The sequence below is a fragment of the Gordonia sp. LUNF6 genome (assembly GCF_047041125.1).
GTDB classification, from domain to species: domain Bacteria; phylum Actinomycetota; class Actinomycetes; order Mycobacteriales; family Mycobacteriaceae; genus Gordonia; species Gordonia sihwensis.
Map to the genome: position 1 here is coordinate 3,692,655 of NZ_CP178181.1, position 14,574 is coordinate 3,707,228.

General features: G+C 68.6%; 12 protein-coding genes. 5 read left to right on the plus strand and 7 right to left on the minus strand.

Going from position 1 to position 14,574, the window contains the following annotated elements:
• The first annotated feature begins 4 nt into the window (after nt 1–4).
• Nucleotides 5–427, plus strand: coding sequence for a hypothetical protein (locus ACK8HH_RS17370; RefSeq protein ID WP_412475406.1), 423 nt, complete (start codon nt 5–7; stop codon nt 425–427).
• Complete coding sequence (locus ACK8HH_RS17375; RefSeq protein WP_412475407.1) at nt 427–1,698, plus strand: tyrosine-type recombinase/integrase; 1,272 nt, start codon at nt 427–429, stop codon at nt 1,696–1,698. The genes ACK8HH_RS17370 and ACK8HH_RS17375 overlap by 1 nt, the downstream gene beginning before the upstream one ends.
• Nucleotides 1,699–1,961: 263 nt before the next feature.
• Here ACK8HH_RS17375 and poxB read toward each other — a convergent pair whose 3' ends face one another.
• From poxB to ACK8HH_RS17390, 3 genes are read right to left on the minus strand one after another with little or no spacing between them, the layout of a single operon-like run.
• The gene (poxB, locus tag ACK8HH_RS17380) at nt 1,962–3,695 is read right to left on the minus strand and encodes a ubiquinone-dependent pyruvate dehydrogenase (protein ID WP_412475408.1); all 1,734 of its coding nucleotides are present in this window, start codon (nt 3,693–3,695) and stop codon (nt 1,962–1,964) included.
• Nucleotides 3,692–4,837, minus strand: coding sequence for an AI-2E family transporter (locus tag ACK8HH_RS17385; protein WP_278125366.1), 1,146 nt, complete (start codon nt 4,835–4,837; stop codon nt 3,692–3,694). Before ACK8HH_RS17385 ends, poxB begins: the two co-directional genes overlap by 4 nt.
• A gap of 59 nt (nt 4,838–4,896) precedes the next feature.
• Nucleotides 4,897–5,985 (minus strand): HtaA domain-containing protein, encoded by a 1,089-nt coding sequence (locus ACK8HH_RS17390; protein ID WP_278125368.1) that lies wholly within the window; start codon nt 5,983–5,985, stop codon nt 4,897–4,899.
• 118 nt (nt 5,986–6,103) lie between these two features.
• Here ACK8HH_RS17390 and ACK8HH_RS17395 point away from each other — a divergent pair, with 118 nt between their 5' ends.
• Nucleotides 6,104–6,496, plus strand: coding sequence for a VOC family protein (locus tag ACK8HH_RS17395; RefSeq protein ID WP_006897415.1), 393 nt, complete (start codon nt 6,104–6,106; stop codon nt 6,494–6,496).
• Entirely contained in the window at nt 6,469–7,236 is a 768-nt protein-coding gene (locus ACK8HH_RS17400) for a helix-turn-helix domain-containing protein (protein WP_045539232.1), read from the plus strand. Before ACK8HH_RS17395 ends, ACK8HH_RS17400 begins: the two co-directional genes overlap by 28 nt.
• Before the next feature lie 19 nt (nt 7,237–7,255).
• On the opposite strand, the gene ACK8HH_RS17405 is transcribed toward ACK8HH_RS17400, so the two are convergent.
• The 4 genes from ACK8HH_RS17405 to ACK8HH_RS17420 are packed head-to-tail and all read right to left on the minus strand — an operon-like array spanning nt 7,256 to nt 10,902.
• On the minus strand, nt 7,256–8,314 hold the full coding sequence (locus ACK8HH_RS17405; RefSeq protein ID WP_412475409.1) for a DNA polymerase domain-containing protein: 1,059 nt from the start codon (nt 8,312–8,314) through the stop codon (nt 7,256–7,258).
• A gap of 1 nt (nt 8,315) precedes the next feature.
• Nucleotides 8,316–9,368, minus strand: coding sequence for an ATP-dependent DNA ligase (locus ACK8HH_RS17410; protein WP_006897418.1), 1,053 nt, complete (start codon nt 9,366–9,368; stop codon nt 8,316–8,318).
• A 60-nt stretch (nt 9,369–9,428) separates the two neighbouring features.
• Entirely contained in the window at nt 9,429–10,382 is a 954-nt protein-coding gene (locus ACK8HH_RS17415; protein ID WP_045539243.1) for an alpha/beta hydrolase, read from the minus strand.
• A 4-nt stretch (nt 10,383–10,386) separates the two neighbouring features.
• Nucleotides 10,387–10,902, minus strand: a complete 516-nt coding sequence (locus ACK8HH_RS17420) for an Lrp/AsnC family transcriptional regulator (RefSeq protein ID WP_006897420.1) — start codon at nt 10,900–10,902, stop codon at nt 10,387–10,389.
• Nucleotides 10,903–11,055: 153 nt separating this feature from the next.
• On the opposite strand from ACK8HH_RS17420, the gene ACK8HH_RS17425 reads away from it, so the two are divergent.
• Nucleotides 11,056–14,571, plus strand: coding sequence for an indolepyruvate ferredoxin oxidoreductase family protein (locus ACK8HH_RS17425; RefSeq protein ID WP_412475410.1), 3,516 nt, complete (start codon nt 11,056–11,058; stop codon nt 14,569–14,571).
• Nucleotides 14,572–14,574 lie beyond the last annotated feature (3 nt).

A 14,574-nucleotide genomic window follows, 5' to 3' on the forward strand; every position in this document is an offset into this window, starting at 1 on the left:
CATCATGCGCTACCACCCGTGGCGGGAGGCATCCCGAATCAAGGACCTCGAGATCGTGTTCGTCGACAACCTCCCGCCGGGGGTGCGCGGCCAAAGCTGCGGGAACCGCATAGAGATCAGCGCCGGTGCGCTCAGCGACGAGCGGCGCTCGACACTGTCCCACGAGATGGGCCACATCGAACGCGGCTGCCTCGTCCCCGTCGACCCGGTTCTGCACGCTCGCGAGGAAGCCACCGTCGAACGCATCGCCGCGCGCCGCCTCGTCACCCTCGACCAGCTCCTCGATGTCCTCTGCTGGTCCCAGCACATCGGCGAAATCGCCGACGAACTGTGGATCGATGTCCCCATGCTCAAAGCACGCGTCGCCGACCTCACGCCAGCCGAACGGCGGTGGATCGAAGACGAACTCGAACGGCGGGCAGCCTGATGGGGCGCCGGCGCCTCGAGGTCGGCGAGCACGGACAGATCAAGGTCACCCAGCTCGCCCCGAAGAAGTACCGCGCACGTTGCGAAGTCCGATGCCGCGACGGGAAGATCCGATCAGTGCAAGCCGACGGCCCGTCCAAAGGCGCGGCAACCGACGCAGTCAAGGCCCGAGCAGCCGAACGAGCAGTGGCGGCCGGCCGCCCGAGGCCCGGCGCCGCAGCCGCGACCATCACGCCGACGACACCACTGTCGGTGCTGGCCGACAAGTGGATGCAGCAGAAAGAGAACGAAGGCAAACTGTCGCCTCAGACGATCCCCGACTACCGCGGATACCGCGACACCATCAAGAAGAGTCTGGGCGAACTCCGCATCGGTGATGTCACGCCAGGAACCCTCGAATGGTTCATCGAAACGGAGGCCGGCGATCGCCCCGCAAAGGCCGCGAACCTGCGCCGCACGCTCCGCGCGATGTTCACCATCGCGATCAGACATGACGCCTACGAAGGTGAGAACCCAGCCCGCGAACTCACTGTCGGACCATCCAAGCGCGAGGACGCCCAGGAGATCACCACCGACCAGCTGAAGGCATACCGCCAGCGCGTGCTCTTGTGGATGACTGAGTCGACACCGGAGGACATCGAAGCACGCGAGCGCCGCGGTGGTCGCAAACGATCCGGCCCGCCGCGCACCCAGGACCTGCTCGACATCGTCGACATGCAACTTGCGACCGGCGCCCGCATCGGTGAAGTACTTGCCTTGCGCTGGCAGGACGTCGACCTCGAGGCTGAGAAGCCGACGGCGACGATCGGCGGCACTATCGTCCGCATCCCCGGAGGGAAGAAGGCTGGCGGCGGACTGACCCGTCAGGAGCATCGGAAGGCGAAGGACCGGTTCTCGGTGACGCTGCCGAGGTTCGCTGTGGACATGCTGCTGCGGAGGAAAGTGCACGCTGTGCCGAACGACTATGACGTGATCTTCCCGTCGTCGACTGGAACTCTCCGAGCTCCGAAGAACCTCGCGACGCAGCTTCGTGCAGCGCGCGGCACGGAATGGGAGTGGGTGACGCCGCATACGTTCCGGCGGACTGTGGCGACGCTCGTGGAGCGGGAGATGTCACTGGAGGATGCAGCGGCGCAGCTGGGGCATGCGGGTACTGAGGTGACTGCTCGGCACTATGTCGCTAAGCCCAAGGAGCGTCCGACGGCGGACTCTTCGGAGGTGCTGGAAGTGCTGGCCCCGGCGGATAGATCCCAGGAATATCCCAGGAATTGAATCTGATCTTTCGCTGTCGATCATGACCCCCGTGATGCACGTATCCACTGGTAGTGGCGTTTTATGACACGTTTGAATCACAGTCAATCTCACCCGATAGTGCGGTGAACCTTAAACAGCCCTCAGGGGTTCGAATCCCCTATCCTCCGCAGATGTGGTCCCCTGCCCGTTTCCGGGCAGGGGACCACTTGAATTTCGCGCGCAGAATCCTGTCGAGTCGGCACCCTCTCAGGTACTCAACTCGACAAGATTCTGGCGCTAGCTCAGAAGAGCCGCTTGAGCAGGTTCGTCTCGGCGAGGTCGACCAGTTCGTCGCCGCGGCCAGACATCACGGTCCGCAGCGCGTACAGTGCGAAGCCCTTCGCCTGAGCGGCGGAGATCGCTGGCGGAATCGACAGCTCCTGCCGCGCGGTGGTGACGTCGAGGACGGCGGGGCCGTCGTGCGCCAGGAAGTCGCGCACCGCGGCGGGCAGGGCCGAGGCATCGGTGACGCGGCGGCCCCAGATCCCCACCGACTCGGCCAGCGCGGCGAAGTCCGGATTCTCCAGATCGGTGCCGAACGTGACGAAGCCCGCCGCCTTCATCTCCAGCTCCACGAAGTTGAGCGACGAATTGTCGAAGACGACCACCTTGACCGGCAGCGAATTCTGGACCAGCGTCAACAGCTCGCCGAGGAGCATCGCCAGTCCGCCGTCACCGGCCATCGCGATCACCTGACGCGCGGGGTCGACCGCCGAGACTCCCACACTCTGCGACAGCGCGTTGGCCATCGATCCGTGGTTGAACGATCCGATGAGACGACGCCGGCCGTTCATCTTCAGGTAGCGGGCCGCCCAGACCACCGGCGACCCGACGTCCGGGACGAAGACGGCGTCGTCGGCGGCCATCTCCGACAGCAGCTTCGTCAGGTACTGCGGATGGATCGGATCGCCGTCGGCGGACGACGTCGCCAGTTCGTCGAGCCCGGCGCGAGTGCGCGCATAGTGGTCGAGTGCCGTGGTCAAGTGCTCGTCGCTGCGGCCGCCGGAGATGAGCGCTGTCAGCAGGGGCAGTGTGTCGGCCGCGGATCCGATGAGCGGGAGATCCACACGGCAGCGCCGACCGATCTGGCTGCCGCGGACGTCGCGCTGAATCGTGTACGCCTTCGACGGCAGGAACTGGGAGTACGGGAAGTCGGTGCCGATCATCAACAGCGTGTCGCAGTGCTCGATGGCGCGGTAACCCGACGAGAAGCCGAGCAAGCCGGTCATGCCGACGTCGTAGGGATTGTCGTACTCCACGAACTCCTTGCCGCGCAGCGCATGCACGATCGGCGCCCGCAACGCCTCGGCCAGCGCCACGAGCTCGTCGTGGGCACCCGCCACTCCCGCGCCGGCGAGAATGGTCACGCGCTCGGACTCGTTGAGCCGGACGCCGGCGAGCTGCAGCGACTCGTCGTCCGGGCGCATCACGGTGCCCGCCGCCCGAATCCGGGACACACGGTCCGGCCTGTCGATCTTCTTCAGGAACAGTTCGCCCGGAATCACCAGGACCGACACGCCGCGCTCCTCCACCGCCGTCCGGACGGCGATGTCGAGAAGGTAGGGCAGCTGGTCGACGGTGCTCAGCGTCTCGCAGAAAGAACTGCATTCGGCGAAGATCTGCTCGGGATGAGTCTCCTGGAAGTACCGCGTCCCCACATTGCCCGCCGGGATCTGCGCCGCGATCGCCAGTACGGGCACCCGCGACCGATGCGCGTCGTACAGGCCGTTGACGAGATGGAGGTTTCCCGGACCGCAGCTGCCGGCGCACACTGCGAGCCCGCCGGTGATCGCGGCCTCACCCGCCGCCGCGAAAGCGGCCCCCTCTTCGTGACGCACATGCGTCCATGTCACGTCCTTCGACGTCCGCAGGACGTCGGTGAAGCCGTTCAGCGAGTCACCCGGGATGCCGTAGATCCGTCGCACCCCGGCTGCCGCGATGGTGTCGACGATGAGGTCTGCGACCGTGTAGCTCATGGATTCTCCCCTCCGGAGACGTCGACGGGCTCCTCCAGGAGCCAGTCCTGATCGAGGCCCTCCTGGGGCCGGAAACTCACCGCGGTGTTCGCGAAGGCCAGCAGCGGGACGGCGAGCAGGCCGCCGACGATTCCCGCGACCATCAGGCCGATCGCGATCACCAGGATCACCGCCACGGGGTGCAGCTTCACCGAACGCCCGAGCAGGAAGGGCTGCAGCACATGCCCTTCCACCTGCATCACGACGATCAGCACGACCACCACCAGCACCGCGGTGAACCAGCCGTGCGTGGCCAGCGCGACGAGGACCGCGAGCGATCCCGCGGCGACCGATCCGACGATCGCGATGAACGCGCCGAGGAAGATCAGCGCCATCAACGGCATCACCATCGGCACCCGCAGGATCGCCAGGCCGATGCCGATGAACACGGCGTCGATGAACGCCACCAGCACCGTCGCGCGGACGTACGACTGCAGCGTCCGGTAGCCGGCGTCGCCCGCCCCGCGCACGTGCTCCCGGTGCGCCGACGGCACGATCCTCGTCACGAACTCCCAGATGCGGTGGCCGTCGTACAGGAAGAAGATCAGCAGGAACACCGTCAGCAGTGCGGCCGTCACCAGTTTGGTGGCGACGGTTGCGGTGTCGAGGGCTCCGGTCGCGATGCTGGCCTCGTGAGCCTTGAGCCAGTCGATCATGTCGTTGCTGACGTTGCGCAGGTTCTCCGAGTCCATGTGCAGCGGCCCGGTCTCGAGCCAGTTGCGGGTCTTGGAGATGGAATCGGCGATGTCGCCCGACATCCGGGGGATGCCCACGATCAGCTGCTGAACGACGAAGGTGAGTCCGGCGGCGATGATCGCGAAGGTCGCGACCACCGCGGTGAGAACCCCCACTGATCGCGGGATCCGGTGCCGCTCAAGCCATCCCACCAACGGTACGAGGAGCGCCGAGAGCAGGATCGCGACGGCGACCGGGACGAAGACCTCCTGTGCGAAGAGGAAGAGCTTGCCGAGCGCGTACAGCCCCGCGGCGAGGATCAACAGACGCCAGGTCCACGCGGCGGCCGCGCGAACGCCCGGATGGACCTGTGCTGCGGCCCACGACGGGTCGTTCGGGGACGGGCGGTCGCCCGGTTCGGCGCTCACACGGCGAGCTTACTTGGGCTCGGCGATCCGCGAGCGGTGTCGAGGCCGCCGATCCGCCGTCAGAACCGCACGGTCACCGGCGACGCCTGCCCCAGCGACAGCACGGCGAGGGAGACGGGAGTGATCCCCGAGCGGAAAGCGGCGGCGATCGCCGTGACGTCCTCACCGCGCGAGAGCCGCTCCACCTGCGACCGCGTGAGCGTCAGATCGGCGACATCGACGCGCCGCAGAACGTCGTCGCCGTTCATGTCGGTGGTGGACGTGCGCATGCTCAGCACCGCGCGGGTGCCGTCGACGCGGATGATCGGATCGGCGAGCGCGATCTCGAGCAGGTGGAACTTCGTGGACGCGACGACGGTTCCGCGGTACCGCAGTTCTCCCCGCCCGTTGCGGACCGTGTTCTCGGCGAGCGCGAACGACATCGCTCCCGCGTCGTCCACCCCCGCGCCGCCGCTCCCCGACAGCGCACCCGAGGTGGTGCCGCGGACGGTCTGCGCGAAGCTCGGCGAATACGCCCACACCAGGTTCTTCGGTGCGGGCTGAGGCGTGTTCGGGCCCGGCTGCGTCGAATAGTCGAGCGGCACCGACAGCTCCTGGGCCGCGTTCACCGCGTCCGCAGCACCGAAGGTGTAGATGCCCCAGCGGCCGCCGGCCGGCGAGGTCTTCGGCGTGGCCAGCGTGATGCGGGCGGTGAACTCGCCGCTGCGGCTCAGCGGCACCCACTGCTGCCGGACGGTGCGGCGCATGTCGAACGGAACGTCGGGCACCCGGTCGAGCGCGTCGCGCGAGAGCACCCACTTGGTCTGGGCTCGGACGGTGGTCCGCGACGATTCGGGAGCTCCCTGCGACGGCCGCCAATCCGGCGCGAACGCACCGAAGGTCACGAACGTCCCGTGCGGCACGCCCGGCGGGACCGGAACCGGAAGACCGGAGGTGTTGGCGCGCGGATCGAAGCCGGTGCCCTTGACGACCACCTGATCGCCGGGGTGCAGTCGCGTCGCGCCGGCCGGGGTGACCCCGTCGGCGAGGAACACCTCGATGGCGGGCTTCCACGTCTTGGCGTCGGCAGTCCCTACGCAGAATGCGGTCAGCGACAGTGCCGTCAGGCCGGCGGCGAACAGCACGGCCACCCGAAGGAGCTTGTTCATGAGCCGAGCCTAACCTATGTCCACTTCCGGTCGAATGGGGCTTAAGTCCCGCGACCGAGACTGCACCGCGTGCCGATTTCTTCAAGAACACGGCGACGCACGGGCCGACACTGGAGACATGAACGAGAGAAAAGACACCAACATCTGGGCAGGCATCACCTCCGACGACCCCGTCGCACTGCGCGAATGGCTCGAATCCATCGGCTTCGAACCCGGAATCCTCGTGGAGGGCGACGGCGACGGCGAGGTCCTGCATTCGGAGATGCTCTGGCCCGACGGAGGACGGGTCATGGTCCACTCCGCGTGCAAGAAGGACACGACGTTCTCCACTCCGGTCGGATCGGCCTCCCTCTACGTGGTCGTCACCGACCCCGACGCCGTGTACGCGAAGGCGACGGCGATCGGTGCGCGACTGGTCCGCGACATGGCGGAGGAGGACTATGGATCACGAGGGTTCTCCGTCGCCGACCCGGAGGGGAACACATGGAGCTTCGGAACCTACGCGGGCTGACCGGCGTCGGGATCGTCCCCTACGACGTGACGGGCAGCGCTCCAGGCGAGCACCTGGGGCTGCCCGGCACCAGCGCCACCCTGGTCGTCGACCTCGCCGACGGCCTCGTCCTCAGTTCCGGCGACAGCCCGGTCACCACCACCTTCCGGTGCTGTATCGCCGGGATCCACCTGCGACCGGTCACGATCCACCACAACGGCGTCCAACGCGGCGTGCAGCTCGACCTCTCGCCGGAGGCGGTACGCGCACTGCTCGGGATGCCCGCCGGCGAGCTGGCCGGGCAGATGGTGGAACTGTCACAGATCGACACCGCGTTCGCCCGCCGACTTCACGAACGACTCGCGCAGACTCCGGCAGGCGAGCGGGGCGCGGTGTGCGCCGCGATGCTCGCCGAGACGGTCTCCGAGGACACACCGCGGTCGGACGCATTGTCGGTCTGGGAGGTGATCGCCCGCCGCCGCGGTGATGTCACCGTCTCCGAACTGGTCGAATCGTCGGGCTGGTCGGCGCGGCACCTCACCGCGATGTTCAACGCAGAGTTCGGCATCGGCCCCAAACAGGCGGCCCGCCTCACCCGATTCGAGACCGCCCGCGCACGGCTGGAGTCCGGGCGCCGGGCCGTGGACGTGGCCGCATCGTGCGGTTACGCCGACCAGGCCCACATGTCACGGGAGTTCACCGAACTGACCGGATACTCGCCGCGCGCCCTGCTGAAGCGCAGGGCCGAGGAGTTCGCGTGAGCGCTGCTCCGACTGCCGGTCACTCCACCCGGTTCCCCGCCTCATCCCAATGCTCGGCGACCTTCTTGCTCGGCTGGACGCGCGGCGGTTCGCCCGGCATCTTCGGGTAGTTCGGCGGGTAGACCACGTCGCCGAGACCGTTCGCCTCGTCGCGCTCGACCATCTCGAGCAGGCGCTCGAGCCCCGAGGGGTGCTCGTCGATGCCCGACCACGGATCGCCGCGCCGCTCCACCAGAGCCGGGACGGTGGCGACGGTGAGATCATCGGGATCGACGTCGACCAACTCCTCCCACGTCACCGGTGCGGAGACGCGGGCGCGCGCGGACTTGCGCACCGAGTAGGGCGAGGCCATCGACCGGTCGCGCGCGTTCTGGTTGTAGTCGATGAAGATGCGGTCGCCGCGCTCCTCCTTCCACCACGACAGGGTCACGGCGGCGGGGTCGCGCCGTTCCAGTTCGCGACCGAACGCGATCACCGCGCGCCGCGTGGCGATGAAATCCCACTCCGGGCGGATCGGTACGAAGACGTGCACCCCGCGACTGCCCGAGGTCTTCACGTACCCGGTCATCCCGAGATCGTCGAGCAACGGTCTGACCAGATCGAGCGCCACCCGGCGGACGTCGTCGAAACCCTTGCCGTCCGGCGGATCGAGGTCGATCCGAAGCTGATCGGGATGGTCGTTGTCGGGCGCCATCGTCGGCCAGGTGTGGAATGTGACAGTCCCGAGGTTGGCGGCCCATACGACGTCGGCCGGGATCCGGGGGCAGAAGGCGTCGCCGGTCCGCTTGGACGGGAACACGATTCGCGTGGACTGCACATGATCGGGGTGATGCTTCGGCAGGTGCTTCTGATAGATCTGCTCACCGTCCACGCCGTCCGGGAAGCGCTGCAGGAAGGTCGGGCGCCCGCCGATCGCGCTCAGCAGCGGTCCGGCGAGCGCCACGCTCCGGTAGTACTCGACGAGATCGGCCTTGCGACCGCCGTGCTCGCCCAGTTCGGGGAAGTAGATCTTGTCGGGGTTGCTCAGCTTCACCTCGATCCCGTCGACGTCGAGCAGGACCGGCTTCGGTTTCGGCATGTCACTGTCCTCCGGTCACGAGAACGTCGAAGACGTCGTAGGTCAGGGGCACGTCGAGCTGGTCGTAGCCACAGCTCTCCGGCTCCCGGTCGGGGCGCCACCGGAGGAACTTCACCGTGTGCCGGAATCGCTGATTCTCCATCTGGTCGTAGGCGAACTCGGCCACCAGCTCCGGCCGGATCGGAATCCACTCGCCGCTGCCCGCCGCGCGCCAGCGGCTCACCTCGCCTTGTGCGACGCGATCCGGATCGAGCCGCATCGGCTCGAGCATCTCCTGCAGTTCGATCCGCTTCTTGTCGGAGAACGCACTGGAACCGCCGACCATCCGCAGTTCCCCCTCGGCGTACAGCCCGAGCAGCATCGACCCGAGTCCGGTGCCCGACTTGTGAATGCGATACCCGATCACCACGCAGTCGGCGGTGCGCTTGTGCTTGACCTTGACCATCTCCCGTTTCCCGGGGACGTAGACGCCGTCGAGCCGCTTGCCCACGACGCCGTCGAGCCCGGCGCCCTCGAACGCGGTGAACCAGTCGGTCGCGACCGCCGAGTCCCGGGTGACGCGGCTGACCTGGATGCGGTCGTCTCCGGATTCGGCAGCGGCGTCCAGCAGCGCGCTGCGCCGGACCTCGAATCGCTCCGCCGTCAGGTCCATCGAGTCGGTGGCCAGGGCGTCGAAGCCGATGAACACGGCCGGTGTCTCCTCCGCCAGTCTCGCCACGCGCGACGCCGCGGGGTGGATGCGTTGCGAGAGCGAATCCCAGTCGAGCCGGTTCACCCCGCCGATGGGCCGGGCGACGGCGACCTCGCCGTCGAGGACCACCCGCTCGGGAAGCACCGCATGCGCCGCGTCGACCAGCTCCGGAAAATAGCGGGCCAGATCCTTGCCGCCCCGCGAGGACATCACGACCTCGTCCCCGTCCCGGAAGATCAAGGCCCGGAAGCCGTCCCACTTGGGTTCGTACGACCACACCGGCTCGCCGCCGGGTTGGTCGGGCACGGCGGTGACCGCCTTGGCCAGCATCGGTTGCACGGGCGGGTTCACCGGGAGGTCCACCCGTTCATCGTCGCCGAGCAACCGGTGGTTGGCAATCACCCCGGCCGTCGGCGGCACGGCTCAGGCGATGTCGGCGCGTTCCCGCCCGGCGCCCACTGCTCGCCGGACGAACTCCGCCACCCTGGCCACAGCGTCCCTGGTCTGCGCCGAACCGGGGACCGCGGCGGGGAAGGCGTGGATCTGACCGGCGTACAGGTGGAGTTCGTTGGTCACCCCGGCGCGGTCGAGGGCGGCGCACAGGTCCATCGCGTCCTTCTGCAGCGCCTCGCCGCGACCGCAGACGACGATCGCGGGCGGGAACAGCCGCGCCACCGCGTCGAGCGTCACGTTCAGCTCGCCGTCCAGCACCTCCGGGCCCTGGTCGTAGAACTGTCGCAGCTTCTCGATCTTCTTGATCGGCAGCATCGCGTCGTGACGGCTCGTCCGATCGGCGCCCGGCGAGAGGTTGAGCAGCGGCGACAGCCCGACGTACGCGTCGGGGCAGGCGAGGCCGTCCCGCGCGGCGTACTCGACGATCTTGGCCGCGATGTAGCCGCCCGCCGAGTCGCCCGCGACCACCACGGCGTCGAACTCGCCCGACCGCCGCAGTTCGCGGTACACCGCATAGCCGTCGCGCACCGACGTGCCCACGCCGACTTCGGGGCACTGCCGGTAGGCGACGTTGACCACCGGCGCTCCGACCGCCCGCGCGATCGCGGCGGCGATCGGCCGGTGGGTGTCGAGGCCGCCCGCCAGGAACGCGCCGCCGTGCGTGTACAGCACGGCGATCCGCGAATCCTCGATCCCGTCCGGCGTGATGCGCTCGACGCGAACCTCGGCGATCGTCTCCGGCGTCACGACGACGCCTCGGATCGGGCGGGCGTTCCGCGCCGCCCACTGATCGAGGACCGCCAGCCGGCGGAGGGTGGAGGGCGTCGCCGGAATGATGCGCATGAGCGTTTTGACGATCAATCGACAGAGCCAGAACACCAGGAAGGAACGGGCGTCTCGCTCATCGTGTTCAACCAACGGCATCGTCTCATCCTCCCCCACCTGCGCGCGGCGGAGTCGATCGACCCCAACCCGTCCCCTTCGCCAACTCCGCCAGCGCCGGCACCGCACGGCGCGGCAGCGGCTCGGTCAAGGTGAGCCAGGTGGTGGAGTGGATCACGCCGGGGTACCCCACGATGGTCTCGATCAGCTCCAGCAGCTCGGGCTGAGTGGCTGTCGCGACTCGCACGAGCAGATCCTCCCGCCCGGTCACCGTGTGCACCTCGATCACCTGCGGTATCTCGGTGACCTCGCGCGCGATTCTGGTGAGGCTGCCCTGCTCGGTCTCCAGCGCGAGGAAGGCCTGCACCACCAGACCCGCCTGCGCCAGGTCGATCTGTGGACGGTAGCCGGCGATCAAGCCGCCTTCTTCGAGCCGCCGGATCCTCGACTGCACCGTGTTCCTCGAGATCCCGAGAGTCGTCGACAGACTCGCCACGCCCTGGCGGGCATCCCGCTCGAGCAGTTTCAACAACTCCACGTCGAGCTCGTCGATGCTGAGCATATTCGTCACCTCTCACTGAGATCCACGTCACCAACTGAACAAATCTACCAGTTGTAGATCGATCAGTTGACCACCTTGCCACCCGATGGCCACCATTTAAGCATCATCCGGTGATCCGCCTCACAGATGCGGACCGACAGATTGGTGGCCCATATGACCTCCGTCGCCGAACCGCAGGCACCGACGTTCGATCTGGCAGACAAGTACCGCCCCAATTCGGGACCGGTCCTGCTGACGGGCGTCCAGGCCGTGGCACGCATGCTGATCGAGAACCACGAACGCGAGCGCCGCGCCGGCCGCGACGTGGCCGCCTTCGTCTCCGGCTATCAGGGCAGCCCGCTGGCCGCGGTCGACAAGGTCTTCGGCGAGGTACCCGATCTCGCCGGGCACGGAATCCGGTTCGTCCCCGGCCTGAACGAAGAACTCGGCGCGACCGCCGTCTGGGGCAGCCAGCAGGAGCTGCCGAAGGGCAAGCGGACCCACGACGGCGTGGTCGGCGTCTGGTTCGGCAAGGGCCCCGGTCTCGACCGCGCGAGTGACGCCTTCCGCCACGCCGCGATGTACGGCGCGCACCCGAAGGGCGGCGCCCTGGCGATGGTCGGCGACGACCCGGCCGCCAAATCGTCCACCGTGCCGGCCGCCAGTGAACGTTCCCTGGCCGCGCTCTCGATGCCGGTCCTGTTCCCGCGCAACGCCGAGGAGATCATCTCGTTCGGCATGTTCGGCATCGAACTCTCGCGTGCCTCCGGCTGCTGGCCTGCGATGAAGCTCGTCGCCGATGTGTGCGACGGCCTGTGGACCCTGAACCGCGACTTCGCGGACCTGCACATCGAGGTTCCCGACCTGGAGTGGGAGGGCCGCCCGTGGACGTACCGCCAGCGCGTCATGGCGGCGCCGCCCGACAGCGTCCTGGCCGAGGCCGACCTGTACGGCCCGCGCTGGGCGATGGTCGAGAAGATGACCACCGCGAACGACATCGACCGCATCGAGGTCGATCCGCCGCACGCCTGGCTCGGCATCGTCGCCGTCGGCACCGCGTACGACTCCGTCCGCGAGGCACTCGGCGAACTCGGACTCACCGAGGACGACCTCCTCCACGCCGGCATCCGCATCCTGCGCGTGGGCATGCCCTACCCGCTCGGCTCGGAGAAGGTGCGTCGTCTGGCCGACGGCGTCGAGAGCGTTCTCGTGATCGAGGACAAGACCTCGTTCGTCGAGTCCCAGGTGATCGACATCCTCTACGGCCGAGCCGACGCGCCCCGGATCCTCGGCAAGCGCGACGCCGACCGCCGGCCGCTGGTGCCCGCCGACGGCGAGCTCACCGCCGCCCGTCTGCTCGCGCCGCTGCGCCGGGTGCTCGACGGGCGCGTCACGATCACCGTGCCGAAGCCGGCACCGCCGAAGCTGACTCTCCTCGACACCAAGCGCACGGCCTACTTCTGCTCGGGCTGCCCGCACAACCGCTCCACCGCGGTGCCCGACGGCTCCCTCGCGGGCGGCGGCATCGGCTGCCACACCCTCGTCACCATGAGTTCGCGTACCGACTCCCAGGTCACCGGCCTCACCCAGATGGGTGGCGAAGGCGCACAGTGGATCGGCCAAGCGCCGTACACCGACGTCGAGCACATCTTCCAGAACGTCGGCGACGGCACGTACTTCCACTCCGGCCAGCTCGCGGTCCAGGCATGTGTGGCCGCCGGGGTCAACATCACCTACAAGATCCTGTTCAACGCGGCCGTCGCGATGACCGGCGCGCAGGACGCCGAGGGCGGTCTCACCGTCGGACAGCTGACGCACAAGCTGCGCGCCGAGGGCGTCGCCAAGATCATCGTGTGCGCGGAGGATCCGTCTCGCCACCCGAAGGGCTCGCTCGCCGCGGGCACGCTCCTGTGGGACCGCGACCGGCTCGACGAGGCCCAGCGACTGCTGCGCGAGGTCAAGGGCGTCACCGTCCTGATCTACGACCAGCAGTGCGCGGCAGAGGCGCGCCGCAAGCGCAAGCGCGGCACCCTGCCGACCCGTCGCACCCGCGTCATCATCAACGAGGCGGTCTGCGAGGGCTGCGGCGACTGCGGCGTGAAGTCGAACTGCCTGTCGGTGCAGCCGGTGGACACCGAGTTCGGCCGCAAGACCCGGATCGACCAGACCAGCTGCAACACCGACTACAGCTGCCTCGACGGCGACTGCCCGTCGTTCGTCACCGTCGAACTGCCCGAGGACGGCGCGGGGGCGAAGGCGCCGAGCAAGCCGGCGCCGGTGCCGCCGGCGGTCGCCGACCCCGAGGTCGACACCCTGCGCGGCACGCACAACATCTTCCTCGCGGGTATCGGCGGCACCGGCATCGTGACCGTCAACCAGGTGCTCGGCACCGCCGCCCTGCGCGCCGGGCTCCACGTGGAGGGCCTGGACCAGACCGGCCTGAGTCAGAAGGCCGGTCCGGTCACCTCGCACCTGCGGCTCAGTGACGACACCGCGTCCAACGGAACGGCCCGGACGACTGCCGGCGCGGGATCGAACCGGATCAGCCCGGCCTCGGCCGACTGCGTCCTGGCGTTCGATCTGCTCACCGCCGCCGACGCGAAGCACGTGGGCGTCGGCGACGCCGAGCGCACCCTGACGGTGGCCTCCACCAGCGCGGTCGCGACCGGTGAGATGGTCTACGACCGCAACGTCGCCTACCCCGAGGACGACACGCTGCTGCGCCGCGTCTCCGACCACGCGCGACGAGTGGTCTCGTTCGACGCGCTGAGCGCGGCCGAGGCGATCTTCGGCCACACCGCGGCGGCGAACTTCCTGCTGGTGGGCGCCGCCTACCAGGCGGGTGCCCTGCCGATCCCGGCCGCCTCGATCGAAGAGGCGATCGCGGTCAACGGCGTCGCGGTGAAGGCCAATCAGACGGCCTTCCGCTGGGGCCGGGTGGCCGTCGCCGATCCGGAGGCGTTCGCCGCGGCCACCGCGGCCGCCGAGGTGGTCTCGCGCAGCGACACCGTGGTGCCCACGCATCTGTTCACCCGCACCACGCTCACCGGGACCGTCCTCGAACTGGTTCAGCGGCGCGCGGCGCAGCTGATGGCGCATTCCGGAGAGCGGGCCGCCGCTCGGTACGTCCGGGATGTGGAGCTGGTGTGGCAGCGTGAGCGGGCGGTCACCGACAGCACCGAGCTGTCGGCCGCCGTCGCCGAGAACCTGCATCGCCTGACCGCCTACAAGGACGAGTACGAGGTGGCGCGCATGCTCACCGACCAGGCGTTCATCGACTCGGTCGCCGCCGAGATCCCCGGTGCCACCGGCCTCACCTACAAGCTGCATCCGCCGGTGCTGCGCGCCATGGGCCGCGAGAAGAAGATCGGTCTCGGTCCGCGCTCGCACGTCGCGCTCCGCGTGCTCGCCAAGGGCAAGTTCCTGCGCGGCACCAAGCTCGACCCGTTCGGCTACGCCGAGGTGCGCAAGATCGAGCGCCGCCTGCTCGCGCACTACCGCGATCTGGTGACCGACTTGGTCGCCGGCCTCACCGCCGCTCAGTTCGACGAGCAGCGGTACGCGGCCGCCGTCGACGTGGCCCGCGCCCCCGAACTGGTGGTCGGCTACGAGGACGTCAAGCTCCGCAACATCGACCGCTACCGCGCGCGTCTCGCCGAACTCGGCGTCGACACCACCCCCATCCGCTGAAAA

What these genes read in the sequence shown, in the direction of transcription:
- ACK8HH_RS17370 (WP_412475406.1), top strand. Translation starts at nt 5, where the DNA reads ATGCGCTACCACCCGTGGCGGGAGGCATCCCGAATCAAGGACCTCGAG.
- ACK8HH_RS17375 (WP_412475407.1), top strand. Translation starts at nt 427, where the DNA reads ATGGGGCGCCGGCGCCTCGAGGTCGGCGAGCACGGACAGATCAAGGTC.
- poxB (WP_412475408.1), bottom strand. Translation starts at nt 3,695, where the DNA reads ATGAGCTACACGGTCGCAGACCTCATCGTCGACACCATCGCGGCAGCC.
- ACK8HH_RS17390 (WP_278125368.1), bottom strand. Translation starts at nt 5,985, where the DNA reads ATGAACAAGCTCCTTCGGGTGGCCGTGCTGTTCGCCGCCGGCCTGACG.
- ACK8HH_RS17395 (WP_006897415.1), top strand. Translation starts at nt 6,104, where the DNA reads ATGAACGAGAGAAAAGACACCAACATCTGGGCAGGCATCACCTCCGAC.
- ACK8HH_RS17400 (WP_045539232.1), top strand. Translation starts at nt 6,469, where the DNA reads ATGGAGCTTCGGAACCTACGCGGGCTGACCGGCGTCGGGATCGTCCCC.
- ACK8HH_RS17405 (WP_412475409.1), bottom strand. Translation starts at nt 8,314, where the DNA reads ATGCCGAAACCGAAGCCGGTCCTGCTCGACGTCGACGGGATCGAGGTG.
- ACK8HH_RS17415 (WP_045539243.1), bottom strand. Translation starts at nt 10,382, where the DNA reads ATGCCGTTGGTTGAACACGATGAGCGAGACGCCCGTTCCTTCCTGGTG.
- ACK8HH_RS17420 (WP_006897420.1), bottom strand. Translation starts at nt 10,902, where the DNA reads ATGCTCAGCATCGACGAGCTCGACGTGGAGTTGTTGAAACTGCTCGAG.
- ACK8HH_RS17425 (WP_412475410.1), top strand. Translation starts at nt 11,056, where the DNA reads ATGACCTCCGTCGCCGAACCGCAGGCACCGACGTTCGATCTGGCAGAC.